General features: G+C 60.8%; 20 protein-coding genes and 1 tRNA gene. 8 read left to right on the forward strand and 13 right to left on the reverse strand.

Going from position 1 to position 25185, the window contains the following annotated elements; translation table 11 throughout:
- Positions 1 to 35 precede the first annotated feature (35 nt).
- From parE to DEVEQU_RS15410, 3 genes are all read left to right on the forward strand, one after another.
- Entirely contained in the window at positions 36 to 2045 is a 2010-nt protein-coding gene (gene parE, locus DEVEQU_RS15400; protein ID WP_126151486.1) for a DNA topoisomerase IV subunit B, read from the forward strand.
- Positions 2046 to 2384: 339 nt separating this feature from the next.
- Positions 2385 to 3776, forward strand: coding sequence for a DEAD/DEAH box helicase (locus DEVEQU_RS15405; RefSeq protein ID WP_223214252.1), 1392 nt, complete (start codon positions 2385 to 2387; stop codon positions 3774 to 3776).
- 143 nt (positions 3777 to 3919) lie between these two features.
- Positions 3920 to 4987, forward strand: a complete 1068-nt coding sequence (locus DEVEQU_RS15410; RefSeq protein WP_126151488.1) for a GGDEF domain-containing protein — start codon at positions 3920 to 3922, stop codon at positions 4985 to 4987.
- Between the two features lie 51 nt (positions 4988 to 5038).
- Here DEVEQU_RS15410 and aroA read toward each other — a convergent pair whose 3' ends face one another.
- From aroA to DEVEQU_RS15450, 8 genes are all read right to left on the reverse strand, one after another.
- Entirely contained in the window at positions 5039 to 6319 is a 1281-nt protein-coding gene (gene aroA, locus DEVEQU_RS15415) for a 3-phosphoshikimate 1-carboxyvinyltransferase (protein ID WP_126151489.1), read from the reverse strand.
- 119 nt (positions 6320 to 6438) lie between these two features.
- Entirely contained in the window at positions 6439 to 6819 is a 381-nt protein-coding gene (locus DEVEQU_RS15420; RefSeq protein ID WP_223214253.1) for a HesB/IscA family protein, read from the reverse strand.
- Positions 6820 to 6873: 54 nt separating this feature from the next.
- Positions 6874 to 7245 (reverse strand): SUF system Fe-S cluster assembly protein, encoded by a 372-nt coding sequence (locus DEVEQU_RS15425; protein WP_126151490.1) that lies wholly within the window; start codon positions 7243 to 7245, stop codon positions 6874 to 6876.
- Between the two features lie 10 nt (positions 7246 to 7255).
- A complete protein-coding gene (locus DEVEQU_RS15430) occupies positions 7256 to 8476 on the reverse strand; it encodes a cysteine desulfurase (RefSeq protein WP_126151491.1) in 1221 nt (406 codons plus the stop codon).
- Between the two features lie 79 nt (positions 8477 to 8555).
- Complete coding sequence (gene sufD / locus DEVEQU_RS15435; RefSeq protein ID WP_126151492.1) at positions 8556 to 9764, reverse strand: Fe-S cluster assembly protein SufD; 1209 nt, start codon at positions 9762 to 9764, stop codon at positions 8556 to 8558.
- Positions 9764 to 10525, reverse strand: a complete 762-nt coding sequence (gene sufC / locus DEVEQU_RS15440) for a Fe-S cluster assembly ATPase SufC (protein ID WP_126151493.1) — start codon at positions 10523 to 10525, stop codon at positions 9764 to 9766. The genes sufD and sufC overlap by 1 nt, the downstream gene beginning before the upstream one ends.
- A 60-nt stretch (positions 10526 to 10585) precedes the next feature.
- A complete protein-coding gene (gene sufB / locus DEVEQU_RS15445; protein ID WP_126151494.1) occupies positions 10586 to 12115 on the reverse strand; it encodes a Fe-S cluster assembly protein SufB in 1530 nt (509 codons plus the stop codon).
- Positions 12116 to 12178: 63 nt separating this feature from the next.
- Positions 12179 to 13324: a cysteine desulfurase family protein gene (locus tag DEVEQU_RS15450; RefSeq protein WP_126151495.1), complete on the reverse strand. Its 1146-nt coding sequence runs from the start codon at positions 13322 to 13324 to the stop codon at positions 12179 to 12181.
- A 284-nt stretch (positions 13325 to 13608) separates the two neighbouring features.
- Between DEVEQU_RS15450 and DEVEQU_RS15455 the strand changes: the two genes are divergently transcribed.
- A complete protein-coding gene (locus DEVEQU_RS15455) occupies positions 13609 to 14271 on the forward strand; it encodes an alpha/beta hydrolase (protein WP_126151697.1) in 663 nt (220 codons plus the stop codon).
- Between the two features lie 132 nt (positions 14272 to 14403).
- On the forward strand, positions 14404 to 15654 hold the full coding sequence (gene tyrS, locus DEVEQU_RS15460; protein WP_126151496.1) for a tyrosine--tRNA ligase: 1251 nt from the start codon (positions 14404 to 14406) through the stop codon (positions 15652 to 15654).
- Positions 15655 to 15711: 57 nt separating this feature from the next.
- Here tyrS and DEVEQU_RS15465 read toward each other — a convergent pair whose 3' ends face one another.
- Positions 15712 to 19188, reverse strand: a complete 3477-nt coding sequence (locus DEVEQU_RS15465) for an AsmA-like C-terminal domain-containing protein (RefSeq protein ID WP_126151497.1) — start codon at positions 19186 to 19188, stop codon at positions 15712 to 15714.
- 141 nt (positions 19189 to 19329) lie between these two features.
- Here DEVEQU_RS15465 and DEVEQU_RS15470 point away from each other — a divergent pair, with 141 nt between their 5' ends.
- Together DEVEQU_RS15470 and DEVEQU_RS15475 are read left to right on the forward strand one after the other, a co-directional pair.
- Complete coding sequence (locus tag DEVEQU_RS15470; RefSeq protein WP_126151498.1) at positions 19330 to 19839, forward strand: peroxiredoxin; 510 nt, start codon at positions 19330 to 19332, stop codon at positions 19837 to 19839.
- 72 nt (positions 19840 to 19911) lie between these two features.
- A complete protein-coding gene (locus DEVEQU_RS15475; protein ID WP_126151499.1) occupies positions 19912 to 21051 on the forward strand; it encodes a M23 family metallopeptidase in 1140 nt (379 codons plus the stop codon).
- 65 nt (positions 21052 to 21116) lie between these two features.
- Here DEVEQU_RS15475 and prfB read toward each other — a convergent pair.
- Positions 21117 to 22245 (reverse strand): peptide chain release factor 2 gene (prfB, locus tag DEVEQU_RS15480; RefSeq protein ID WP_126151500.1). Its coding sequence is split into 2 segments (ribosomal slippage): positions 21117 to 22175 and positions 22177 to 22245, totalling 1128 coding nucleotides; the frame shifts between segments, so codons are not numbered across the junction.
- Between the two features lie 49 nt (positions 22246 to 22294).
- Positions 22295 to 22822: a peptide deformylase gene (locus tag DEVEQU_RS15485; RefSeq protein ID WP_126151501.1), complete on the reverse strand. Its 528-nt coding sequence runs from the start codon at positions 22820 to 22822 to the stop codon at positions 22295 to 22297.
- 76 nt (positions 22823 to 22898) lie between these two features.
- Here DEVEQU_RS15485 and DEVEQU_RS15490 point away from each other — a divergent pair.
- Positions 22899 to 22975 (forward strand) — tRNA-Arg (locus tag DEVEQU_RS15490).
- Positions 22976 to 23107: 132 nt separating this feature from the next.
- Here DEVEQU_RS15490 and DEVEQU_RS15495 read toward each other — a convergent pair.
- Together DEVEQU_RS15495 and DEVEQU_RS15500 are read right to left on the reverse strand one after the other, a co-directional pair.
- Positions 23108 to 23977 carry an inositol monophosphatase family protein gene (locus DEVEQU_RS15495; RefSeq protein WP_223214254.1) on the reverse strand — a complete coding sequence of 290 codons (870 nt, stop codon included), beginning with the start codon at positions 23975 to 23977 and terminating at the stop codon, positions 23108 to 23110.
- Positions 23978 to 24052: 75 nt separating this feature from the next.
- The gene (locus DEVEQU_RS15500) at positions 24053 to 25108 is read right to left on the reverse strand and encodes an ABC transporter substrate-binding protein (protein WP_126151699.1); all 1056 of its coding nucleotides are present in this window, start codon (positions 25106 to 25108) and stop codon (positions 24053 to 24055) included.
- Between the last annotated feature and the right edge of the window lie 77 nt (positions 25109 to 25185).

A 25185-nucleotide genomic window follows, 5' to 3' on the forward strand; every position in this document is an offset into this window, starting at 1 on the left:
TGTTGCCCGATTCGGGCTCAAGCAATGGAACGTGCATGTCAGATCTCTTCGGTAGCGCCGCGCCTCAACCGGAACAGCCCAAAAAGCCGACACCGGCAAAGGCGAGCGCGCCTGCGCAGACGCAAGAGGCTTATGGCGCCGCCGATATCGAGATTCTGGAAGGGTTGGAGCCGGTTCGGCGCCGGCCCGGCATGTATATCGGCGGCACAGATTCCAATGCCTATCACCACCTCTTCGCCGAGGTGATCGACAATTCCATGGACGAGGCCATTGCCGGGCATGCCTCGCGCATCGAAGTGCATCTGGGTGCCGACGGATACATTACGGTTACCGATAATGGCCGTGGCATCCCGGTTGAAAAGCACCCGAAATTTCCCAACCGGTCGACACTTGAGATCGTGCATACCGTGTTGCATGCCGGTGGCAAGTTCGACTCCAAGGCTTATGAAACCTCAGGCGGCCTGCATGGCGTCGGCGTTTCGGTGGTGAATGCGCTTTCCGACGATATGGTGGTCGAGGTGGCGCGCGAGCAGCAGCTCTATCGCATCCAGTTCAGCCGCGGCATCGTCGTTCATGATGTCGAGCCGGTCGGAAGGGTGCAGAACCGTCGAGGCACCACGACGCGCTTCCATCCCGATCCGCAGATTTTCGGCGTCAGCGCTCATTTCTCGCCCGGCCGCATTTTCCGCATGACCCGGGCCAAGGCCTATCTATTCGGCGGCGTCGAGCTGCGCTGGAGCTGCGACGAAAGCCTGGCCAGTGAAGACGTGCCGGCCAAGGCGGTGTTCCACTATCCCGATGGGCTCAAGGATTTCATGACCGCCCGCATCGAAGGCGAGACGCGGATCACCGACGAGATATTTTCGGGCAAGAGCGGCCGGCCGGGCAGCCATGGCTCGGTGGAATGGGCCATTGCCTGGACCATTGGCGATGGTGGCGTGCAATCCTATTGCAACACCGTGCCGACGCCCGATGGTGGCACCCATGAGGCTGGCCTGCGCATGGCGCTGCTGCGCGGGCTCAAGAATTATGCGGAGCTGACCAAGAACAAGGGGGCAGCGAACCTCACTGCCGAGGACGTGCTGACATCGTGCTCGGCCATGCTGTCTGTTTTCGTGCGCGAGCCCGAATTCGTCGGCCAGACCAAAGACAAGCTGGCTTCGGGCGAAGCGACGCGCATTGTGGACACGGCGCTGCGTGATGCATTCGACCATTGGCTGGCGGCCTCGCCGCAACAGGCGGGCAAGCTGCTGGACTGGGCTGTCGAGCGGGCCGAGGAGCGCCTGCGCCGCCGCAAGGAAAAGGAAATCGATCGCGCCAGCGCCACGCGAAAGCTGCGGCTGCCGGGCAAGCTGGCCGACTGTACGCAAAATGCCGCCCAGGGCGCGGAGATCTTCATCGTCGAGGGCGACTCGGCAGGTGGATCGGCCAAGCAGGCGCGCAATCGCTCCAATCAGGCGGTGCTGCCGTTGCGCGGCAAAATCCTCAACGTAGCAGGCGCCAGTCGCGACAAGCTGGCTGCGAACCAGCTGATCTCCGACCTGATCCAGGCGCTCGGCTGCGGGACGCGCGACCGCTATGCCGAAGACGATCTGCGGTATGACAAGATCATCATCATGACGGACGCCGACGTCGACGGTGCCCATATTGCGTCGCTGCTGATCACTTTCTTCTTCCAGGAAATGCCGCGCCTGATCGAAAATGGCCACCTCTACCTGGCCATGCCGCCGCTCTACCGCATCAGCCAGGGCGGCAAGACGCTTTATGCGCGTGATGACTCACACAAAGACGAGTTGATGGCGACCGAATTCACCGGCAAGGGCAAGGTCGACATCACACGCTTCAAAGGTCTGGGCGAAATGCCGTTCGCACATTTGCGCGAAACCACCATGTCGCCGGTCACGCGCACCCTGCTGCAAGTCAAGATTCTGGATGATCGCGACGCCACCAAGACAACAGTCGACCGGCTGATGGGCACTAAGCCAGAAGCCCGCTTCGAGTTCATCCAGGAGAACGCGGCCTTCGTTACTGACCTCGATATCTAGCGATTTCGACGCTGCGCTTAACCGCAATAGCAGTCAAATCGCCCGAGACCGTTGACAGGCAAGGGCTTTGCGCTATGGTCCGCGCCGCCGGTATGACTTGAAGACCAGGGACAAACTACTGTTTTCCCCTGATCGGCGAGCCCGGTGGGGCATTGGTGCGCAGATGCTGCCTGCATCAGTTCCAGCGCCCGAGTGCGGATGCGTCTTCATCCATCTGTCCGCAGAGCTGCACGGGCCCCGCGCGTTGACGCGGAACCCCATCTTCAAAGACCGGGAGCCCGGCCCGACATGTTCGGACCAGCCGTTCCCAGGCCAGAATCCATGAGTGGAACCACAGACTTGACCGATACATTCTCCGGACTTGGACTTTCCAGCAAAGTCACCGATGCGGTGGCAGAGGCCGGCTATACCAAGCCCACCGAAATTCAGGCACAAGCTATCCCTCACCTTCTGCAGAAGAAGGACTTGATCGGCATTGCCCAGACCGGCACCGGCAAGACCGCCTCCTTTGTGCTGCCGATGTTGACGCTGCTCGAAAGCGGCCGCGCCCGGGCCCGCATGCCGCGCACGCTCATTCTTGAGCCAACGCGCGAACTGGCAGCCCAGGTGTCCGAGAATTTCGAAAAATACGGCAAGAACAGTCGCCTCACCATGGCTCTGATCATTGGCGGCGTGTCGTTCGAAGACCAGAACAAGAAGCTCGACCGCGGCGTAGATGTGCTCATCGCCACCCCCGGCCGCCTGCTCGACCAGATCGAACGCGGCAAGATCATGCTCAACGGCGTCGAAATCCTGGTGATCGATGAGGCCGACCGCATGCTCGACATGGGCTTCATCGATGACATCGAAAAGATCGTCAATCGCCTGCCGCCGCGCCGCCAGACCATGTTGTTCTCGGCGACCATGGATGGCCAGATCGAGAAGCTGACCAAAAAGTTCCTCAAGGATCCGGTGCATGTGCAGGTGTCCCGCGCCGCATCGACCGCCGACACCATTGACCAGAAGCTGGTCAAGGTCTCGTCCAAGCCGGACGAGAAGCGCGCCGCCCTACGCTCGCTCATCGACGCTTCCGAAGGCCTGACCAACGCCATCATTTTTTGCAATCGCAAGCGCGACGTGGCCACACTCGCCCGGTCGCTGGAGCGTCACAAATATTCTGCCGGCGCCCTGCATGGCGACATGGACCAGAAGAGCCGCATGGAAACGCTTGATGCGTTCAAGACCAACAAACTGACCCTTCTGGTGGCCAGCGACGTGGCAGCGCGTGGCCTGGACATTCCGGCAGTGAGCCATGTGTTCAATTTCGACGTGCCAGTGCATGCGGAAGATTACGTGCACCGCATCGGCCGTACGGGTCGTGCCGGACGTTCGGGCGTGGCCTACACCATGGTGGCTCCCGCCGATGGCAAGCATCTCGATGCCATTCTGAACTTGATCCAGAAGCCGATCGAATGGCTGGAGACCGGCAAGTCTTCTGCGCCCCAGGCGGCAAATGAGGAGGCTCCCGCAGCCGAGGAAAAGCCGAAGCGCGGTCGGCGCGGCCGAGCCAATACCCGACCGGTGGAAACAAAGGCCGAAGAAAAGCCGGTTCAGAAGCCCGCCGCTGCGTCGCGCCCTGCCCCGACTCGGCCTGCAAAGCGGAATGACGATGTTGTCGAGAGCAACTCGCCTTTTGGCGACGATGGCCCAATTCCGGCGTTCTTGTTGCGGCCAACACGGCTCGCACAGTAATCCAAAAGCAATATTGTGGCTGCTAACATAGGAAACTTGTTAGCGGCATGTTGTGTGCAAGGCAGTTGGGACGGTATTTAGGATAAAACGACTCACCGAAGGTCCTGGACCTTTGGCGCGGCGCAAAGGGGCGCGGGTAGGCAGTGTCGGATCAAGAATTCAAGCGCGCATTGGGCTATGCCACCGCTGCATTCGACCTGCTGAAGCGGAGCGGGATACCCCCCTATCCGCAATTTTACGAGTTGCTTTATACTTACGCGACCGGCGTAAATCCCTCTCTTAACAACCGGATCAACGCCATCTTCCGGGGCGGCACGATGCCATCGGCCGAACTGGCCGAGACGCTCTACTACGAGTTCATGAAATCCGACGCCAATGAGCGGATGTCGAGCGTGTCGCAGCGCATGCATGCGCGTATCGAGGCGGTGCATGACGCTATCGATTCGGCGATGACCACAGCCAATGCCTATTCCGGCTCGCTACAGTCGGCGACAGGCGACCTCGAGCGCGACCTCAGTGAAGACGCGATGCGCCAACTGGCTCAGCGGCTATTGTCGGAAACGCGTCGTATGCAGGACACCAATCGCCAGCTCGAAAAGAAGCTCGAAGCCTCGCGCGACGATATTGCCGCTCTGCAGCGCGATCTCGACGATGTGCGGCGGGAGTCGATGCTCGATCCGCTGACCAAGATCGCCAATCGCAAGAGCTTTGACGAGGGCCTCGCCGGCGCCATCGATGATGCCAAGCGCACGCGCGCGCCGCTGAGCCTAGTTCTGGTCGATATCGACTATTTCAAGAAATTCAACGACACCTATGGCCATCAGACGGGTGACCAGGTGTTGCGGCTTGTGGCTATGACGCTGAAGTCCAACATCAAAGGCCGCGATCTGGCGGCCCGTTATGGTGGCGAAGAATTTGTCGCCGTGCTGCCCTCCACCGATCTCGATGGCGCCGTGATTGCCGCAGAAAATGTGCGCAAGGCCATCCAGGCCAAGGAATTGCTGAAGCGCTCGACCAATGAAAAGCTCGGGCGCGTCACTGCTTCGTTCGGCGTCGCGATGTTCCGCGCCGACGACAATGCGTCCTCGCTGATTGAGCGCGCCGATCGGTGCCTCTACGCGGCCAAGCGCGCCGGCCGCAATCGTGTGGTGGCTGAAATCGATCTGGTCGAGATCGATGTCACCGCCAGTACCGGCGTCTCCGCCGCCTGATCCGGTATTTCTCTGCTTCTTTGCCGTTGCACCCTTGCGGGTGACGACGACCTATTCGGTCGCCGCCAGTTCCACACCCAGCGATCTCAACATGTCCCAATATTCGGGATAGGTCTTGCCGGTGCAGGCCGGGTCCAGGATGACGATGTTGGGTATCAGTAGTCCGGCCAGCGCAAAGCTCATGGCGATGCGGTGATCGTGGTAGGTTTCGATCTTGATGCGGGAGTTGCGGCCAGCAAGGCTCGATGCGAGCGCAGGGTCCGAAGCGACGAGCAAGTCGTCCCCCTCTTCGATAGCCAGGCCCGGAAAAATGCGATTGAGCTCGTTGGCGACGGCGCGGATGCGGTCGGTTTCCTTGACACGCAGATTGGCGATGCCGACGAAGCGGACAGGCGTGTTGTTGAAGGCCGCGACCACGGCCATTGTCGGCACTGCGTCCTGCATTTGTGAGCCGTCGATGACGGCGGGCATATTGGGATACGACGCGATGATGGCTTGCGCGGCGGCGTCGGGCTGGGTGAAGGCGTAAGCCTCCACGCCGAGATCGATCCTGCCACCGGTCAGCGCCTCGATCCCCCAGAGATAGGTGGCCGCTGAGGCATCTGGTTCGATGTGGAAGTCTGTGGCCCTGTAGCCGGTGGGCTGAACTGACCAGGACCCGTCGTCGCGGGCCTCCACAGCAGCGCCAAAGGCGCGCATGGCCGCGAGCGTCAGGTCGACATAACCACGCGCGCCGATATCCTTGCCGGTCAGTGCGACTTCGATAGGGCCATCGCCGAAGGGCGCGGCCATCAGGAGTGCTGAGACGTATTGGCTAGAAAGCGAACCATCGATCTCCACCCTGCCCTTTCCGAAACGGCCATTGCCGCGAACGGTAACAGGCGGGCAGCCGGTGGGGCTTTCGGCAGCGATGCCGAGCGAGCGCAAGGCATCGACCAGCGGCTTGATCGGGCGCAGCCGCATGTCTTCGTCGCCATCGACGACCACTGAGCCTTCGATAGTGGCAACAGCGGCGGTCAGAAAGCGCGTGGCGGTGCCCGCATTGCCCAGGAACAGCGGCCCCGCAGGCGCGACCAGCCTGCCGGTACTGGTGACGCGGAAACTGGTCGCGTCCGGCTCGTCCACTGTCACGCCCATTTCGCGCAGGGCGCGAGCCATCAGCACCGTGTCCTTGCTTTTGAGAGCGCCAGTGAGCGTACTGGTGCCCTCGGCCAAGGCAGCCAGCAGCAAGGCGCGATTAGTGATCGACTTGCTTCCAGGCGGGGAAACGCGGCCGGTCAATGGACGGTTTGGCGGGATAATGGTGTAGGCAGGGGGAAGAGCGTTCGGCATGATGGGGGATCAATGCACCATGGCGAAGCGCTGTGCAACTTCGTTCCACCGGCAAGGCGAACGACCCCCTCCTAACCTCCCCCCAAATGGTGGGGAGGCGGGTGGCCGAAGGGTGGGGACTAAGCCCCTGCCCTGGCCTCGGCCAGCGCTTTCAGATCCGCCGCAGCCAGCGTCACGCTTTCGCCGCAGCCGCAGGCGCCGGTCTGGTTGGGGTTCTTGAAGGTGAAGCTCGAACCCATCTTGGACTGCTCAAAATCCATCACTGTGCCAAGCAGGTACATCGTGGCCTTCGGATCGACCCAGACATGGACACCGTGATCTTCCACGTGGTCATCGCCGGCGATAGGCGCCTCGACATAATCCATGGTGTAGGACACACCGGCGCAGCCGGCATTCTTGATACCGACGCGCAAGCCGACAACGGGCTTTTCGCTGTCTTCGATGATCTCGGTGATGCGCTCCGCGGCGGCATCGGTCAGCGACATGATCTTGAACGGCATAGGCGTGTGACCTTTTATCGGCGGTTCACGATATATAGGCGCAAATGCGCGCGATTACCACCAGTTCAACGCGACCTGAGCCTCTTCGCTCATGCGCGAGGCGTCCCAGGGGGGATCGAAGACCATGTTGACGGTAACGTCCTGAATGCCTTCCACGCCGCGAGCCGCATTCTCGACCCAGCCCGGCATTTCGCCAGCAACCGGGCAGCCCGGCGCAGTCAGCGTCATGTCGATGGTGAGGTTGCGATTATCGTCGAGATCGACCTTATAGATCAGGCCGAGTTCGTAAATATCGACTGGGATTTCAGGGTCATAGACCGTCTTGAGCGCCCCGATCAGATCGGACGTGATGCGCTCGACTTCGCCCTCGGGAATGGTCGAGGGCATGGTCGGCTGGATGCGAGTATCGATGGCTTCTTCGGTCATTGTGCCTTCCTCAGGCGAAAAATTTCTGGGCGCGCTCGATGCCGTCGACCAGCGCGTCCACATCGTCCTTGCCACTATATAGGGCCAAGGACGCGCGGCAGGTAGAGGTCACGCCGAAGCGCTTAAGCAGCGGCTGGGCGCAATGGGTACCAGCCCGAACAGCGATACCGTAGCGATCGAGAATGGTGGCGACGTCGTGGGCGTGGGCCCCGGCGATCTCGAAGGAGAAAATGCCGCCCTTTCCGGGCGCTGTACCGATCATGCGCAGTGAATTGATGCGACTGAGCCGCTCATGCGCATATTCGGCCACGTCATGTTCATGGGCGGCAATGGCGTCGCGGCCAAGGCCTTCCATGTAGTCGAGCGCGGCTCCGAGGCCCATGGCCTGCACAATGGGGGGCGTGCCGGCCTCGAAGCGATGCGGCGGCTCGTTATAGGTGACGCCCTCAAGCGTAACGGCTTCGATCATCTCCCCGCCGCCCTGATAGGGCTGCATGTCGGCGAGAAGATCGTACTTGCCATAGAGCACTCCGATGCCGGTGGGGCCATAGAGCTTGTGGCCGGTCATGATGTAGAAATCTGCATCGAGATCCTGCACATCCACCTTGGTGTGGACTGCCCCCTGTGAGCCATCGACCAAAACCGGAATGCCGCGTGCATGCGCCATCGCGATCATGTCCTTGATCGGATTGATGGTTCCCAGCACGTTGGACATATGTGTAACCGCCACGATACGCGTCCTGTCGCTCAGAGACGCCTCGAAAGCATCGAGATCGAGACTACCATCGTCGCGCACATCCACCCACTTGATCACCGCGCCCTTGCGTTCGCGGTGGAAATGCCAGGGCACGATATTGGAGTGGTGCTCCATGATGGTGAGCACGATCTCGTCACCCTCGGCAATGCGGGGCCCGCCGAAGGAGGACGCGACCAGATTAATTGCCTCGGTCGCCGACTTGGTGAAAATGATCTCCTCGATCCGAGCGGCATTGAGAAAGCGGCGAGCGCTCTCGCGACCGGCCTCGTAGCCCTCGGTGGCGCGGTTGGCCAGCGTGTGCAAGCCACGATGGACATTGGCATATTCATGCCGGAAGGCATGGTCCATCCGGTCGAGGACCTGCACCGGCTTCTGCGCCGACGCGCCGCTATCGAGATAGACCAGGCGATGGCCATGAATCTGCTCAGACAGGATGGGAAAATCGGCGCGGATTTTTTCGAGGTCGAAGGTCATCAATCATCCACCGGAGTGGCCCTCTGGTCTCCCCTCCCCCTTGAGGGGAGGGATGCAATGGAGCCGAAGCTCCGGCCGCTTACTGTCCCAGCAACCACCCGTCGACGACGCCTTGCAGGGCTTCGTTGAGGGCTTCGTCTTCCACCGGGTCGAGCAGTTCGGCGATGAAGCCACGGACCAGCATGGTCTCGGCCTCAGCCTTGGGAATGCCGCGGCTCAAGAGGTAGAACAGGCTGTCTTCGTCCAGCTTGCCGCAGGTGGAGCCATGGCCGCAGACGACGTCGTCGGCATAGATTTCCAGTTCCGGCTTGGAGAGGATCTCCGCGTCATCCGACAGCATCAGACCCTGATGCATGAACTTTGCATCAGTCTTCTGAGCGTCGCGAGCGACGATCAGCTTGCCCTGAATGACGGACTTGGAGCGGCCACGGGTGATGGACTTAAACAGCGGCTGCGAGGAGGTATGCGGAACGGCGTGCGTCGTTTCCATGGTGATATCGGCGTGCTGCCCATCCGAGACGAGGTTGAGCCCGGTGATATCAGCGTGAGCATCGGCATCGCCCAGCGTCGGGAACAGCTGGGTGCGGGCGAGGTTGGCGCCGGCATGGATGATCAGCGTGCGCAGCTTGGCACCATCGGCGAGATGATACTCGTTGGTGGCAAAGTGGCTGACGCCAGAGGCGCTGAGATCCAGCGTGATATGGGTCAGCACAGCATTCTTGCCTAGGGCGATATAGCTGGCATGGTTGCCGACATGGGCAGCATCGGAGCCGGAAAAGGTCTCGAGAATAGTGGCGGATGCACCATCGGCGACGAACACCTTGAGCGCATCGGCCACGTGGGCAGCTTCGCCTTCGATGCGGCGCTCGATCTGAATGACCGGATCGACGCTACCCTCAAGCGTGAGGGTGAGCGCGGTCTTGGCCAAAGCATTGCCGATATTGACGATGACGTCGTCGCGCGTGGTCAAAACGCCACCATGGGCCTGGCCGACGATAACGCCTGCGGGAGCCGTGGAGGCGTTCTGGATCACGCCATTGGCGATCATCAGATTGAAGGCGCCCGGCACCCGTAGCGCCGGAGCGCTGGCTTCGTTGGCCGGTTGGCCAAGCGCTGGAACGGCGCGCAGCAGGGTCTTCAAATCGGTGTAGTGATAGGCCTCGACACGACGGGTCGGCAGGCCGGCCACGGTGATGCGTTCGGCGACCTGATCAGCGCCGACAGCCTTGAGCTGAGCAATGAGGGTCTCTTCGGCGGAGCCGAGCCTTACGGGAAAGTTTGGACGCATTATGCTGCCTCACCACCGTAATTGGCATAGCCCTCGGCTTCGAGCTTGAGCGCCAGGTCCTTGTCACCGCTCTCGACGATCCGGCCATCCGAGAAGACATGCACCACGTCAGGCACGATGTGGTTCAGCAGACGTTGGTAATGGGTGATGACCAGCATGGAGCGCTTACCATCACGCAGGGCGTTGACGCCCTTGGAGACGACCTGCAGGGCGTCGATGTCGAGGCCGGAATCGGTTTCGTCGAGGACGGCGAGCGAGGGCTTGAGCAGCGCCATTTGCATGATTTCGGCACGCTTTTTCTCACCGCCGGAGAAACCGACATTGAGCGGACGCTTCAGCATGTCGCTGTCGACGTTGAGCTGGGCACCGGCTTCCTTGACCAGACGCATGAAGTCCGGGGTCTTGAGCTCATCTTCGCCGCGCGCCTTGCGCTGGGCGTTGATAGCGGCCTTGAGGAAGGTCATGGTCGCGACGCCCGGAATTTCGATCGGGTACTGGAAGGCGAGGAAGAGGCCCGCTGCGGCGCGTTCGTCGGGCTCCATTTCGAGGATGTTTTCGCCGTTGAGCAGGATTTCGCCCTCGGTGACTTCATAATCTTCTTTGCCTGCGAGGACATAGGATAGCGTCGACTTGCCCGAGCCGTTGCGGCCCATGATGGCATGGACTTCGCCGGGCGGAATGATGAGGTTTACACCCTTGAGGATTTCGCGGTCCTCGATACGGGCATGCAGATTGCGGATTTCAAGAACGGGAGTGGTCATCTTTTTTCTCCAAGGCCGGGGTCGCGTGTCGCGCCACCCGGAAATTGATCTGTTACAGGTTTAGCCGACGCTGCCTTCGAGGCTGATGGCAATCAGCTTCTGAGTTTCGACCATGAATTCCATCGGCAGGTGCTGAAGCACGTCGCGGACGAAGCCATTGACGATCAGGGCGACGGCATCCTCTTCCGAGAGACCGCGCTGCATGCAGTAGAACATCTGGTCATCGGAGATTTTCGAGGTCGTGGCCTCGTGCTCAAACACGGCCGTGCCGTTGCGGCTCTCGATATAGGGCACCGTGTGGGCACCGCATTTGTCGCCGATCAGCAGCGAGTCACACTGGGTGAAATTGCGGGCATTCTTCGCCTTGGCATGCGCCGAGACCTGACCGCGATAGGTATTGTCCGAGAAACCGGCGGCGATGCCCTTGGAGATGATACGGCTGGACGTGTTCTTGCCCAGATGGATCATCTTGGTGCCGCTATCGACCTGCTGATAGCCGTTCGAGATGGCGATCGAATAGAACTCGCCGCGCGAACCATCGCCGCGCAGGATGCAGCTCGGATATTTCCAGGTGATGGCCGAGCCGGTTTCCACCTGCGTCCAGGAAATGTGCGAATTGACGCCGCGGCAATCCCCGCGCTTGGTGACGAAATTGTAGATGCCGCCCTTGCCGTCCTTATCGCCCGGATACCAGTTCTGGACGGTGGAATATTTGATTTCGGCATTATCGAGCGCCACCAGTTCGACGACGGCAGCATGAAGCTGGTTTTCGTCACGGCTCGGAGCCGTGCAGCCTTCCAGGTAGGAGACATAGCTGTCATCGTCGGCGATGATCAGCGTGCGCTCGAACTGGCCGGTGTTCTTTTCGTTGATGCGGAAATAGGTCGACAATTCCATGGGGCAACGGACGCCCTTGGGGATGTAGACAAAAGACCCATCGGTGAAGACGGCGGAATTGAGCGTGGCGTAATAATTGTCGGAGACCGGGACAACGGTGCCGAGATATTTCTGCACCAGTTCCGGGTGCTCACGCACCGCCTCGGAAATCGAGCAGAAAATGATGCCGACCTTGGCCAGTTCTTCGCGGAAGGTGGTGACGACAGATACCGAGTCGAACACGGCGTCGACGGCCACGCCGGCGCCGAACGGCGTACCGGTCGGCTCGCCCGCGCCCTGCACACCGGCGAGGATCGCCTGTTCCTTTAGCGGAATGCCGAGCTTGGCATAGGTCTTGAGCAGTTCCGGATCGACTTCATCCAGGCTCTTCGGACCAGTCACCGACTTGGGCGCCGCGTAGTAGCTGATCGCCTGGTAGTCGATCTTGGGATAGTGGACTTTTGCCCAGTTCGGTTCTTCGAGCGTCTGCCAGCGGCGGAACGCGTCCAGGCGCCATTCCAGCATCCATTCCGGTTCCTGCTTCTTGGCGGAAATGAAACGGACGGTATCCTCGGTCAGGCCGGGCGGCAGCACATCGGATTCGATGTCGGTCTCGAAGCCGTACTTGTATTTGTCGACGTCGAGCGCCAGCACCTGTTCGACCGTTTCCCGGTCGATCTCTTCCTTGAGGGTCGGAATATCGTAGTCCGCCATTCGGCTTCTCCTTTTTGTCCCTCGGCGGGTCAAGGCCGCCGCGAACGATAGACTTTTGGGCGGCTAGGCCGCCTGCCCTCCCCGCTTCCGGCGGGAAAGGAGCGTTTCGAAACCATCGAGAAATGCCTCGGCATCCTCGACGCGTGAATTCCAGCCGAAGCTGACCCGCAGGGCACATCCGGCAAGCGCCTTGTCGACGCCCATGGCCGCCAGGACGTGGCTGGCGCCGACCTTGCCCGACGAGCAGGCCGAGCCTGAGGACACCGAGAGCCCCATCAGGTCCAGTGCCATCATGGCGGTGGCATTGCCGAGGCCGGGCACGGCGAAGTTGACGACATTGCCGATCCGTTCGGCTGATTGGCCAAAGATCACCACATCCGGCGCCATGGTCCGCAAGCCGGTCTCGACGGTGTCGGCGAGGGCGCGCATGGCGTCAGCATTATAGCTCGCGGCAGCGGCAGCGGCGCCAAAGGCAGCAATGAGCGCAGCAGACTCGGTGCCGCCGCGGCGGCCTTGCTCCTGCCCGCCGCCCGGAATCAACCTGACAGTGTCGGCATGGCCCTTGACCAAAAGGCCGCCTATGCCTGCAGGGCCACCGATCTTGTGGGCGCTGATCGCCATCATGTCTGGTGCAGAAGCGGCAAAGTCCAACGGCAGCTTGGCGAGCGCCTGTACCGCGTCGACGAAGAGGCTATGGCGCGTAGGGCCGACAAGGGCATTTACCCGCGCCATCGGCTGGACGACACCAGTTTCATTATTGACCCAATGCAGCGCGACCAAGAGTGTAATGCCTTCGGCGTCAGCACGAGCAAGCGCGGCAACCAGTTGATCCAAATCAAGGCGGCCATCGGCCTGAAGCCCGATAGTCCATATGTCAAGGCCGGTTGCCTCTGCAGCCTTCAGTACGGCTGCGTGCTCGCCGCCGCTGACCACAATGGCATCGGGTGCAAATGCTTTGGCGCCACCGACGATTGCCTGGGTGATCGCCTCGGTGGCTGAACCGGTGAAGACGAGTTGGCGCGTCTCGGCGCCACAAAGGCGCGCCACCTGCTGTCGGCCGGTCTCGATCCGGTCCCGCAACGCCCGACCATGCCCATGGACGGACGACGGATTGCCATTGAGCTCGAGCGCAGCAAGCAACGCCTCCCGCGCTTCTGGCCGAAGCGGGGATGAAGCATTGTGATCGAGATAGACCGCAGCTTTGCTCATCGCGTTATCCGGGCGCATGCGCACCCTTCATACCTCTCATGTGCGGCTTGCGGGGTTCGAACCCCATCAAAACCAAACACTTCTTGAAATTCGAGGCCCAACTTCATTACAAGGGGCGCTCCAAATGGCCGATCCGTGGCCAAAACCGCGTTTTGAACAATTCTAAACTGGTTTTTCGGACCCATGTTTTAGGGAGCCCCCCGCGCTTAGTCAAGCCGCGCGGTCAGCTTTCCAGGGCCCGGAACGACCGTTGTGACACAGCCGAGAAGGCCGGAAACAAACCTATGCCAGAAGTGATTTTCAACGGCCCGGAAGGGCGCCTGGAAGGCCGCTATCAGCCGGGCAAGGAGCCGAATGCACCGATCGCGATCGTGCTGCATCCGCATCCGCAGTTCGGTGGGACGATGAACAATCAGATCGTCTACAATCTGTTCTACATGTTCGCGGAACGCGGCTTTTCGGTGCTGCGCTTCAATTCGCGCGGTGTCGGCCGCAGCCAGGGCGTGTTCGACCACGGCATCGGCGAGCTTTCCGACGCAGCGGCGGCGCTGGACTGGCTCCAAATCATCAACCGCGAATCGCGAGGGTGCTGGATTGCGGGCTTCTCCTTCGGCGCCTGGATCGGCATGCAGCTGCTCATGCGCCGTCCGGAAGTGGAAGGGTTCATCTCCATCGCGCCGCCGGAAAACCTCTACGATTTCTCCTTCCTTGCCCCCTGCCCGTCTTCCGGCCTGATCATCCATGGTGACAAGGACCGCGTCGCGCCGCCGAGTTCGGTGCAGAAGCTGGTCGACAAGCTCAAGACACAGAAGGGTATCACCATCGAACAGCAGGTCGTGGAAGGGGCAAACCACTTCTTCGAAGGCAAGATCGACGAATTGACGGCCAACTGTGCCGAGTATCTCGACCGTCGTCGTCAGGAAATCGCGGACGGCGGCGGGCGCTGAGTTAGTGGCGCATTGAAGCGACCGATTGGAGGAACCCCGCCCTGAGCCTGTCCAGGGGCGAGGTTCCAAACAAAACGATCTCATGGTTCGACAGGCTCGCCATGAGGTCTCACCAGGCTTCAGTGGTTCAAAATGACCAAGTTCAAATCCGACTTCCTGCGCGTGCTCGACGAGCGCGGCTTCATTCACCAGATTTCCGATCCAGAAGGGCTGGATCAGCTCGCGGCAACGAGCAAGATCACCGGCTATGTCGGTTATGACGCGACAGCGACGTCGATCCATATCGGTAACCTGATTACCGTTACCATGCTCTATTGGCTGCAGGAAACCGGGCACCAGGCCATCAGCCTGATGGGCGGCGGCACTTCCATGGTGGGTGACCCGTCCTTCCGCGACGATCAGCGAAAACTGCTGACGGTCGAGCAGATCGCCACCAATATCGAGAGCATCAAGCGGGTCTACGGCAACATTCTCAATTATGGCGGTTCCAACCCTGCCATGATGGTGAATAATGCCGACTGGTTGTTGAAGCTCAACTATGTCGAATTTCTGCGCGATGTCGGCCGCCATTTCTCGGTCAACCGCATGCTGAGCTTCGACTCGGTGAAGCTGCGCCTTGATCGCGAGCAGTCACTGAGCTTCCTCGAATTCAACTACATGATCATGCAGGGCTACGACTTCGTCGAGCTCAACCGGCGCTATGGCACAGTGCTGCAGATGGGCGGTTCTGATCAGTGGGGCAACATCATCAACGGTGTCGATCTCTCCCATCGCATGGGCGGGCCGCAGCTTTATGCGCTGACCACGCCGCTGCTGACCAAGTCGAGTGGCGAGAAGATGGGCAAGTCCGCCTCTGGCGCCGTCTGGCTCAATGGCGACCTCTTCAGCCCCTATGACTTCTGGCAGTATTTCCGGAACACTGAAGACGCCGACGTGGTGAAGTTCCTTAAGATCTTCACCCGACTGCCGATCTCCGAGATCGAGCGCATCGGCGCCTTGGGTGGTAGCGAAATCAACGAAGCCAAGAAAATCCTGGCGACCGAAGTGACGGCTATCGTGCATGGCCGTGATGCCGCCATTCAGGCCGCCGCGACGGCATTGGCGACGTTCGAGGCCGGGGCCATCGATCTGTCACTGCCGACCGCCGAGGTGACCCATGCCGAACTGAATTCCGGCATCGGTATCCTCAATGCCTTGGTCAAGGTCGGCCTTGCCGCTTCGAATGGCGAGGCGCGCCGCCATGTGGCCTCTGGCGCGGTGAAGGTCAACGATGAGAGCGTCGAGGATGACAAGCTCAGCCTTGGCGAAAACGCCCTGCTGACGGAAGGCGTTATCAAGCTGTCCGTCGGCAAGAAGCGCCACGCGCTGATCAAGCCGATCTGATCGTCCGAACACATTGACGTTTGAAAGGGCGTCGCACCATTGGGTGCGGCGCCTTTTTTATCGCGGCAATTCACGCGAGCGGAATTCGAAGAGCTCGCGGAACGCTCCTGGCACGAGAGCCGACAGCGGATTGATGCGGAACTGCGGGTTGTCGAGGGGCCCTTGCACGGCAAACGTCACTCCAAGCAGGCCCTCGCCGGCACGACCACCGAGCAGCGGCCCGAGCAGCGGAATTTGCTGGAAGGCGTTGTTGAGGCCGTAGAGCGGCACATAGGTGCCCGCCAGATCATATTGGCGGCGATCGGTGTAGATGAACCCACGCATAGTGCCGCCCACGGTATCACCCGACAGCAGCGCATTGGTCACCTCAACCCGGTCCTTGCGGCGCAGGAAATCGACCTGCGCGGCATCGAAGTCGAGGCGATTGCTGGCCGAGATGGCCGCGCGAGAATCGGAGTGATTTCCGAGGACCTGAACCACGTTCTTTTCATCGACGATGGCAAAATCACGCATGACCAGTTGGCCTGCTTCGACATCCTGGGTGCGATCTGTGGTGAGCACGAGGCTGCCCGAGCCGCCGGCCAGCTGCGAATAAACCCCGAGCAGGCGCAGGATGGTTCCGGCGTCGTTGAAGGCGACGCTCATGGTGCGGCCATTTGGCGCCGGGTTCGTGGTGACGGAGACGGCATTGCCCTCGCCGAACTGGGCCGTTAGTGCAGCGCGGCGCAGGTCCGACCCAGCAAGAAGCAGGTTGAGGTCGACATTGAAGGCGGTGGTTGCGTAGTAGCCAACGGCCCGGTCCAGTTTGACATCGAGGGCAATGGTCTGGGTGAACTGCGTCGACTGCACGCCGCCGCTACCCTGCCCGAGACTGAAGAATTGGCTCAACATCGGCTTGAGATCGAGCTGTTGGCCACGAATGCGCACCTGATAGCCGCCCTCGATGGGTGCGACTGCGACCTGGGCACGATCTCCAGTACTGAGGGCAAAGGTCGAGAAATCGGCTGAGACCAGCCCCTTGGTCGCGTGGTATTCAAGCCCGCCGGCCAGCGACACGGTGCCAAAGGACAAAGCGATGTCTTCGAGCTTTGTGGTATCGCCTTCGGGCTTGATGGTCGCCGTGAGGCTGCCGGGCGTGCCCACGGCTTTGTTGATGCCCAAATCCTTGATGGCGAGACCGGCATCGCGCAGATCGACCAGCATGCTGAGGGCGCCATTGGCCATGGGTTGCGCGACGAAGCGCACCCGGCCGCTGACGAACTGGGAAACATCGAAGCCCAATGCCGCAAGGTCGGCAACGGCCACGGTCGAGCCCAGCCGGAAGACCGGTTCAGTGGTCGGTGTGCCTTCAATGGAGAGCTCTGCCTTCATGCCGTCTATCTCGGCATTTCCACCCAACTGGTAACCATCCTGCGAGGCGGAGAATGCCAACTGGCCATTGCCGATCTTGCGGCCCTCAATGGGCTGGGTACTGGCGAAATCATTGACGCTGCCATTGATGACATAGTCGAGGTCCATGGCGCGGCCGGTTTTCTCGTCGGCCAATACGATGGTGGCGACGAGACCGAGATCGACCGAGCCTTCGAGTGCTGCAAGATCAACCGGCAGTTCGGCATTTGCCAAGGCATCCGGCTGTTGCTCTTTGATCAAGTCCAAGAGCGCAGGAATGGGTGCGGATAGATCGCCCGAGATTTCGACGATGCGTTCGTCGGGATTGGCATTGTCCATCACCAAAGCAGGATTGCGGACGGTGATGGCGCCGTCGGCCGTGTCAATCACGCCGCCGCCACCTGCAATGGTCACATTGGCGTCGTCGACCACGAGGCGCGTTTCGCCGTCGATGACAATCGGTGCCATGGTTTCGGTGGCTTTGATGGCGACGTTTTCGCCGACGATCTCCACATGCATACCGCCCTTGGGGATGGGCTTGTCCTCACCTTCAAGGGCCATGGAGCCAACTGGGAATCGGAACTGCATGCGCGACGTCTTGACCACGCCCTCGGTAACGTTGGCAACGAACCAGTCGCGGCTTTCCTTGCCCATCACATAAGGCCAGAGCCGTTTGAGATCGTCAGCACTTACCCCCTGCCCGGCTACCTCCATCTTGACGCCCAGCCCCGCCAGCAACATGTCGATGCGGCCAGTGGTTTCGACAACCGCATCGCCTTTTCGAGCCACGAATCTGTCGATGCCGAGGGCGCCATATAAGGGGGCTGACCAACCAGAAAAATCCATGAAGTCAAATGGTTGGGCTGGCGCGTTCATGTCGTTTGGATGGATGATAACGTCTCGCGCGTTAAGAGCAATGCCAATGGTCGGTCCATAAGTGCGATCCAGCCCCAAGGCAAATGTGCCGGAAATTCGGGCCGAGCTCTGCCCGATCTGCAAGGCGCCTTCGGCGAGCTTGAACTGGCCTTCAGCGGGCAGCCAGTTGATTTCGAGGATGGAACTGGCGACCGGGAAATAATCTTGACCGATCCGCAGGTCCAACCCTGTCAGATCAACCTTCATGGTCCCATCCACCAGCTTGCCACCGGCTGGACTGAAGGCCACGTCCAGCGAAACAGCCCCCGCACCCCGCATCGCCGCCATGCTTTCGGCATCGTCTATGAAAGGCAGGAAGGCCGCGAAATCGAGATTGGTAATATCGACCTGGAGACGTGATGAACCGTCATCGGCGACACCGCGATCTATAGTGCCGTAGACGGTGCGCCCGCCGATCAGCGCGCCAAACTCGCCGTGAATAGCTTTGGCCCCCGTAGCCGGGCCAATCTCGAGCGAGACATTTTCGAAGCGTCGATGCAGACTATAGACCGTGTCCGACATGTCGATGATGCCGCCTCGGACCATGAGACGCGAGAACTTGCCCTGTTCGATCTGCGCGACGAGGTCGTTGATCGCCACTTCGCTGGCTTCAAGATTGTAGATCAGCCAGTCATTATCCGATCGCATGGGCACGGGTTTGCCAGGCGCCGATCCGATACCCTCCGGAGAGATGGCTATGGTGGGAAAGGCGTCTTCGCCCTCCAACACGCGGAGCGTGGGCGTGCCACCATCAGGACTATCGACCATTTCGAACGTTGAGAGGCGTGGGCCGTAGAGATCCTGAACCATCTGGATGTGCGGCTCGACCACTGTCACGGTTGCCCCGGGCTGCCCAAGCAGGGCGCGGGCCGGCGAAAAGCCGACTTCGAGCGCCGCCATTGCGACACGGGCGCCGGATTTGCTGTCAGTGAGGACGACCGGTGAGAACTGAATGACTGGCCAAATGCCGCTTTCCAGCGCCAGTGCCATGTCGCCCATCTCGATGCTGGAGGTGGGCGGAATAAACCCTTGGACAAATCCGCGAACCGCCTGGCCGGTAAACGGCAGGCGCACCGGGGTAATCAGCAGCACGACATAGAGCAGGATCAGCAGCGCGGCAGGCACGCCGAGCACCCAGACCGCAATTTTTGAAACGCGGCGCAAGGGGCGACGATTGCCGGCCTTTGGCTTGGGATTGGGCTGATCTGTTGAAATGGTCGCTTCGTTCACTTGCCGCCAGATCGAGGGTCAGCCGTTTCCCCCATCGCCCTTCAGAATCAACCGCCCATTGCGGTCCATTGCGAGATGATACCGGCTGGAATGTGGCGCCAACACCCTCTATTGCATTAGAGTGCTGCCTAGGAAAGCCTCATGACCCAGCTCAAGATCGGCGATATCGCACCAGACTTCACACTGCCGCGCGACGACGGTAGCACGGTGACCCTCAGCGCCTTGCGCGGCCAGCCGGTCGTGATCTTCTTTTATCCCGAGGACGACTCGGGCGGATGCACCGACGAGAACCGCGAATTCTCCGAACTGGCGGCAGACTTTGCCAACCGCGATGCGGCGCTGATCGGCATTTCGCCTGATGATCTCGACAAACATCGAAAGTTCCGCGCCAAATATGGCTTGACCGTTCCGCTGGTGGCCGATCCCGAGCACAAGGCCATTGCAGGTTTCGGGCTGTGGCAGCTCAAAAAGCTCTATGGCCGGGAATTCATGGGGCTTGTTCGCACCAGTTTCATTATCGGTGCCGATGGCCGGGTTGCCGCCATCGTACGGGCCACGCGCATCAAGGGCCACGCTGCCAAGATGCTGGAAGCGCTCGATGGCGTCCTGTCGGGCGGGGCGGGAAAAGCCCGTAAGGGCGGGTCCCGCTGACGGTTTTCGGCTTTCTTAACCATCGCCGGTTATATTTCCCTAACCATAAGGGGCTGGTTTTGGGGGTGCGGCGTGTTGCAAGCGTCCGGCTATCGCAGAAGCGAGACTAAAGGCGCGGCACTTGCGCGCAAGGGGATCCATCCTGCCCTGTTCTATGGACTGTTTGCGGCGCTGCTTGGCACCAATGCCCTAACCGCAACTGGCCTCCTCATGGCGCCCGACATCGCCCGGCTGATGAGCGGGCAGAACAATCTCGTGGTCTCGGCCTATGAGGACCGGTTGGCGCAGATGCGGGTCGAAATCGACCGGCTGCATTCCCGCAGCTATGCCCAGGCGGGCGACATCAACCTGCAATTGCAGGAGTTGGCGCAGCAGCAGGACGTATTGCTGGAACAGCATCAACTGGTCCGCGTCCTGGTGGAGAAAGCCGATCAGCTCGGCATTGCCGCGGTCAAGCCCGATGCATCCGTGCCGAAACCGCAGATGACCATTGGCGCCGCTGGCAATCCCGACGTGCCGGCGACGGCACAAGCCGTCGCTCAGATGATGGAAGAGACGCAGATGGCGATGACCGGCATTGCCACCGCGGCCAACCAGCGCACTGAAGGCATTTCATCAGAATTGGGCAAGCTGGGCATTCGCCTGCAGTTGCCGGAAGCCGGCCTCAACGGCGTTGGCGGCCCGCTGCTCGATGCCGTCGACGGTGCGGATGCATCGCCGATGATCGAAGACGCCAATGCGGTCATGGATGCGCTGCTACGCTACAAGGTGGCGCGCGATAGCCTTGATTCCGTGCCAGTCCATATGCCGATTGCCGGCAATTTTCGGAGAAGCTCTGGCTTCGGCAATCGGACCGATCCGTTTACCGGCGGGCGCGCCTTCCATGCCGGGCTGGACTGGGCGGCGCCTTCCGGCACCACGGTGTTGAGTGCGGCAGCGGGCGTGGTGAGTTTTGTTGGCACCAAATCGGGCTATGGCAATGTCATCGAGGTCAGCCATGCCAACGGCTTGATGACCCGCTACGCCCATCTCAGCGCCTTTCTGACCAAGGAGGGTCAGGCAGTTCAGGCCGGCACGCCCATCGCCAAAGTCGGCTCCACGGGCCGCTCTACCGGGCCCCACCTGCATCTGGAAGTGCGCCGCGATGATCAGGCCATCGACCCCTCGCCGTTCATGGATGCCGGCAAGCGGCTGATGGCAATGGTGGACTAGGCGCGCGCCGCGTGCAGCAGCGCCGAAAGTGAAACGCCCGGCACGATGGCCGGGTGTTTGCTTTATCAGGCTTCGTCGGAGACGACGTCGGTCGCGACGCCGACGCGTTGCGCCAAGGCAGCCTCCATGAACTCGTCGATGTCGCCATCCAGAATAGCGGCAGGCTGGCTGCTTTCCACGCCTGTGCGCAAGTCCTTGACCATCTGGTAGGGCTGCAGGACATAGGAGCGGATCTGATGGCCCCACCCGATATCGGTCTTGCTGGCCGACTGGGCATTGGCGGCCTCTTCGCGCTTTTGCAATTCCATTTCGTAGAGGCGCGATTTCAGCATGGCCATGGCCGTAGCCCGGTTCTTGTGCTGGCTGCGCTCCTGCTGACAGGCAACGATAATGCCTGACGGAATGTGGGTAATGCGGATGGCCGAGTCCGTGGTGTTGACGTGCTGGCCGCCCGCCCCCGAGGAGCGGTAAGTATCGACCTTCAGATCCGCATCGCGGATTTCGATGTCGATGCTGTCATCGACCACCGGATAAACCCAGCAGCTTGAAAAGCTCGTATGGCGGCGGGCGGCAGAATCGTACGGGCTGATGCGCACCAGCCGATGCACACCACTTTCGGTCTTGAGCCAGCCATATGCATTGTGGCCCTTGACCAGGATGGTCGCGGACTTGATGCCGGCTTCTTCGCCGTCGTGCATTTCAAGCACTTCGACTTTCATTTTCCGGCGTTCAGCCCAACGGGTGTACATGCGCAGCAGCATGTTGGCCCAGTCCTGGCTCTCCGTGCCGCCGGCACCAGAGTGGATTTCCACGTAGCAATCATTGGTATCGACTTCGCCGGAAAGCAGCGTTTCGATCTGGGTGCGCCTGGCCACCTGCTTGAGTTCAAGCAGAGCGTTTTCGGCTTCGGTGATCACCTCGGCGTCGCCCTCGGCTTCGCCCAGTTCAATCAACTCGATATTGTCACGAATACCGTTTTCGAGCTCGCGCACGGTTTTCACCGCCACGTCGAGGTCATCGCGCTCGCGCATGGTGACGCGGGCCTTCTGCGGGTCGTTCCAGAAGTCGGGAGATTCAGTTTGCGCCGTTAGCGCATCGAGACGGAGTTCAGCTGTATCCCAGTCAAAGATGCCTCCTCAGCAGGGTCAGAACCTGCTCGATTTCGGCAACGGCTTTTTCAATTTCCGCGCGCATTGCAATTCCTTTTCGTTCCGGCTCCGTTTACCGGACCGAGAGCACTGGATCAACCGCCCTGCCCGCTCAAATTCCCCAGTCGTGCGCGTTTTCCATAGCGGCGCAGCGCAGCATCGCGCTTCAGGCGGGAGAGCTTGTCCAGAAAGAAAATGCCTTTCATTTGATCGATTTCGTGCTGTGCCACCCGTGACGCGAAGCCGGTCAGCGCTAGTTCTGTGCTTTCGCCATCGCCATTGTCATAGCGCAACCTCACCCCTGTGGGCCGCGCAATGTCCACCTCGATCCCCGGCAAGGATACCGAACCCTCTGCTCCCGGAGAATTTTCCCCATCTATGGCCACGATTTCGGGATTGAATAACAGTCGATAGTCGCGCGTTTCGAGCGGGCCGAAGCTCACAACCACCAGCGGCTCATTGCGGCCAATATGGGCGGCGGCTAGGCCATGGGCGTTAACTGACCGGGCAACGTCCAGGAGTGCCGCCCCGACGCTGCGCATTTCGTCGTCCACTGGACGAGGCATGGCCGCCTTGGAAAGAGCCGGGTGGGGATAGAGCACGATATCTGGAAGGTGTGTCATGGCACCTGGTTAAAACAGCCCTGAGCGCCGGTACAGCTTGAAAATCACCCCTGCCGCTGCTAGGTCGAACGCGGTCGGCCCCGTAGCTCAGCAGGATAGAGCGCAGGATTCCTAATCCTGAGGCCACTGGTTCGAATCCAGTCGGGGTCACCAGAGACATTGGATCGGTTTTGCTACCCCCAAGGATGCGGGTCGTTCTGTGCAGCGCTCCCAAAATCGCTCAGCTTAGCAAATTTGTCCAGACGCTGACGAGCTGCGCGCCTTGGAAGACGGGTAGCGACCGAACTAACGGCGAGCGGCTTTGCGGCTCATGTCGATGCTGTCGGCCACGCGGTCCAGGGTCGGATAGTGAGCGCCCGCGCCGGTAGCCACATACCCGGGGCATTGGTTTGCAGGAGCATCGACGCCAACTTTGCCGAGGGTGAGCGGCCTGTAGGTGCCGCCGGCATTCCTGAGGATCAGCATAGCCGCAGTGACATCCCACGGATTGACGCCAAAGCCGACTGCGGCGTCGGACCATCCGGCAGCGACATGAGCCAGTGTCAGCGCGGCACTGCCTGGACGACGCAGGGTCGAGAAGGTTTCCACCAGGGTTCCGAAACGCTCGAGGGCAGCATCCTTGCCATCGAGGCGGAAATCACGCGCCACTGGATAGCCGGTGATCAGGGTTGCGTGGCTTTCGTCGAGGGCGGCCTGCGACCTTAGCGGCCGGTCATTGAGCCAGGCGCCCTCCAGATCAGCAGAGAACAGCTGCTCCGCGATTGGATCATAGACAACGCCGGCGACGATTTCGTCATCGACCATGGCGCCGATGGAAACGCACCAGAAGGCCAGGCCGCGCGCGAAATTCGAGGTGCCGTCGATCGGATCGACATACCAATGCACCCGCCCCGTCCCGACACTGCCCCCCTCTTCGCCCAGGAGGGTGGAGTCAGGTTCGGCGGCCAGGATGTAGTCGCGAATCGCGATCTCGCTCTGCTTGTCGTGGATGGTGACGATGTCGTGGAGATCGACCTTGTAGTCCACCGCCATGGTCGAACGGAACGCGGCGCGAAGCGAAGGGCCGACAAGAAACGCCGCGTCCTTGGCAACCTGCATCAGGCGCGTGGACAATTCTGCGCGCTGGTGCGGCGAGAGATTGATAGGCAGGGTCATATTGGGTCCAGGTTAATCATCGCCAGGATGGTCGGCGGCGGTAGCGGCCCATGTTTCAGGGCCGCCAATACTTGGCTATTTGCGGTAGTTGATGGTCCAGAAATCCTGCCAGTCCTGGCGGGTCTCCCAGTCGTCTAGACCGGTCGTGGCATCGTAGGGGAAGAGTGCGTCGAGATGATCGGCGAGCCCCGATGGCTCTTCGTCGGGGATCTTGACGTCGGAATTGGTCGATATCTTGCCGTCGGCAACCTGAGGCGCGATGCCTTCCTCGGTGAGGATATAGTGGACGAAAAGGCGGGCAGCGTTAGGGCTGTCCGTGCCCGTCGCAATCAAGCCCAGCTTGGTATAGGTCCAGCCAGCCCATGGCGTCATCTCGGCGCAGAGGCCGAGCTTATAGTCCTTGTCGGCATTGTCGCGGAACTTGGCCGAACTCAGCATCCCGAAGAAAGGAGCCGCCTGCCCCGGAGCGCCGACCGCTTCTGACACCGGATCGTCGCCATCCACCACCAGCGGCGCATTGGCGGCGAAGGCCTTCAACCACTGTTTTGTAGCACTTTCAGAACTGGTATCGAGATCGCTACCGAACTGTTCCTTATAGGCGGTGGCCACGGCGGCATCGCCATGCATCTCCATCTGGTTGAACCAGTCGGTATAGGTGCCCTTGGTCAAAGGATCGACGAAGGCCACCTTGGCGCGCCACTCCGGCAAGGTCAGCTGCCAAATGTTGGTGACGGGGCAGCTCTCATAGACCTCTGTGTTGTAGGCCCACACATTGGCATTGGTGGAAATGGCCAGCGGGTTCTGGAAGCCCGGCGCGATCTTGTCAGCCAAATCGGCCGGCAGCCAGCTTTCGACAAAGCCATTCGGCAGCAGTTGCGCCATGACCGCCGGTGCATCGGTGATCAGCGCCACGTCACCCTGGACATTGTTGGCCTGGCTCTCCCGGATGATCATCTCCAGCTGACTATTGGCCGAAACTTTCTGGCCCACGGCCTTGAGCCCGTACTTGGCCTCGAAATTGGCGGCCATGTCGACGATCTTGCCGGTGCTGTCATAGACGGTGATCGGCGGCTCGTTCTTGGCGGCAGCGAGCAATTCGTCCACCGTTTGGGCCATTGCCGGACCGGCCATCAAGCCGGCCGCGGCAGACAGCAGCAGGGCTCGTTTGAGATTTGTGTTCACAGCTTCCCTCCTCCGAAAATCACCGC

It is taken from the genome of Devosia equisanguinis (genome assembly GCF_900631955.1).
In the GTDB taxonomy this organism is placed as follows: domain Bacteria; phylum Pseudomonadota; class Alphaproteobacteria; order Rhizobiales; family Devosiaceae; genus Devosia; species Devosia equisanguinis.

Bases quoted from the DNA above. Each gene is read 5' to 3' on its own strand.
- parE (WP_126151486.1), top strand. From the start codon at position 36: ATGTCAGATCTCTTCGGTAGCGCCGCGCCTCAACCGGAACAGCCCAAA.
- aroA (WP_126151489.1), bottom strand. From the start codon at position 6,319: ATGCCGAACGCTCTTCCCCCTGCCTACACCATTATCCCGCCAAACCGT.
- DEVEQU_RS15420 (WP_223214253.1), bottom strand. From the start codon at position 6,819: ATGCCGTTCAAGATCATGTCGCTGACCGATGCCGCCGCGGAGCGCATC.
- DEVEQU_RS15425 (WP_126151490.1), bottom strand. From the start codon at position 7,245: ATGACCGAAGAAGCCATCGATACTCGCATCCAGCCGACCATGCCCTCG.
- DEVEQU_RS15430 (WP_126151491.1), bottom strand. From the start codon at position 8,476: ATGACCTTCGACCTCGAAAAAATCCGCGCCGATTTTCCCATCCTGTCT.
- sufD (WP_126151492.1), bottom strand. From the start codon at position 9,764: ATGCGTCCAAACTTTCCCGTAAGGCTCGGCTCCGCCGAAGAGACCCTC.
- sufC (WP_126151493.1), bottom strand. From the start codon at position 10,525: ATGACCACTCCCGTTCTTGAAATCCGCAATCTGCATGCCCGTATCGAG.
- sufB (WP_126151494.1), bottom strand. From the start codon at position 12,115: ATGGCGGACTACGATATTCCGACCCTCAAGGAAGAGATCGACCGGGAA.
- DEVEQU_RS15450 (WP_126151495.1), bottom strand. From the start codon at position 13,324: ATGAGCAAAGCTGCGGTCTATCTCGATCACAATGCTTCATCCCCGCTT.
- DEVEQU_RS15455 (WP_126151697.1), top strand. From the start codon at position 13,609: ATGCCAGAAGTGATTTTCAACGGCCCGGAAGGGCGCCTGGAAGGCCGC.
- tyrS (WP_126151496.1), top strand. From the start codon at position 14,404: ATGACCAAGTTCAAATCCGACTTCCTGCGCGTGCTCGACGAGCGCGGC.
- DEVEQU_RS15470 (WP_126151498.1), top strand. From the start codon at position 19,330: ATGACCCAGCTCAAGATCGGCGATATCGCACCAGACTTCACACTGCCG.
- DEVEQU_RS15485 (WP_126151501.1), bottom strand. From the start codon at position 22,822: ATGACACACCTTCCAGATATCGTGCTCTATCCCCACCCGGCTCTTTCC.
- DEVEQU_RS15495 (WP_223214254.1), bottom strand. From the start codon at position 23,977: ATGACCCTGCCTATCAATCTCTCGCCGCACCAGCGCGCAGAATTGTCC.
- DEVEQU_RS15500 (WP_126151699.1), bottom strand. From the start codon at position 25,108: ATGGCCGGTCCGGCAATGGCCCAAACGGTGGACGAATTGCTCGCTGCC.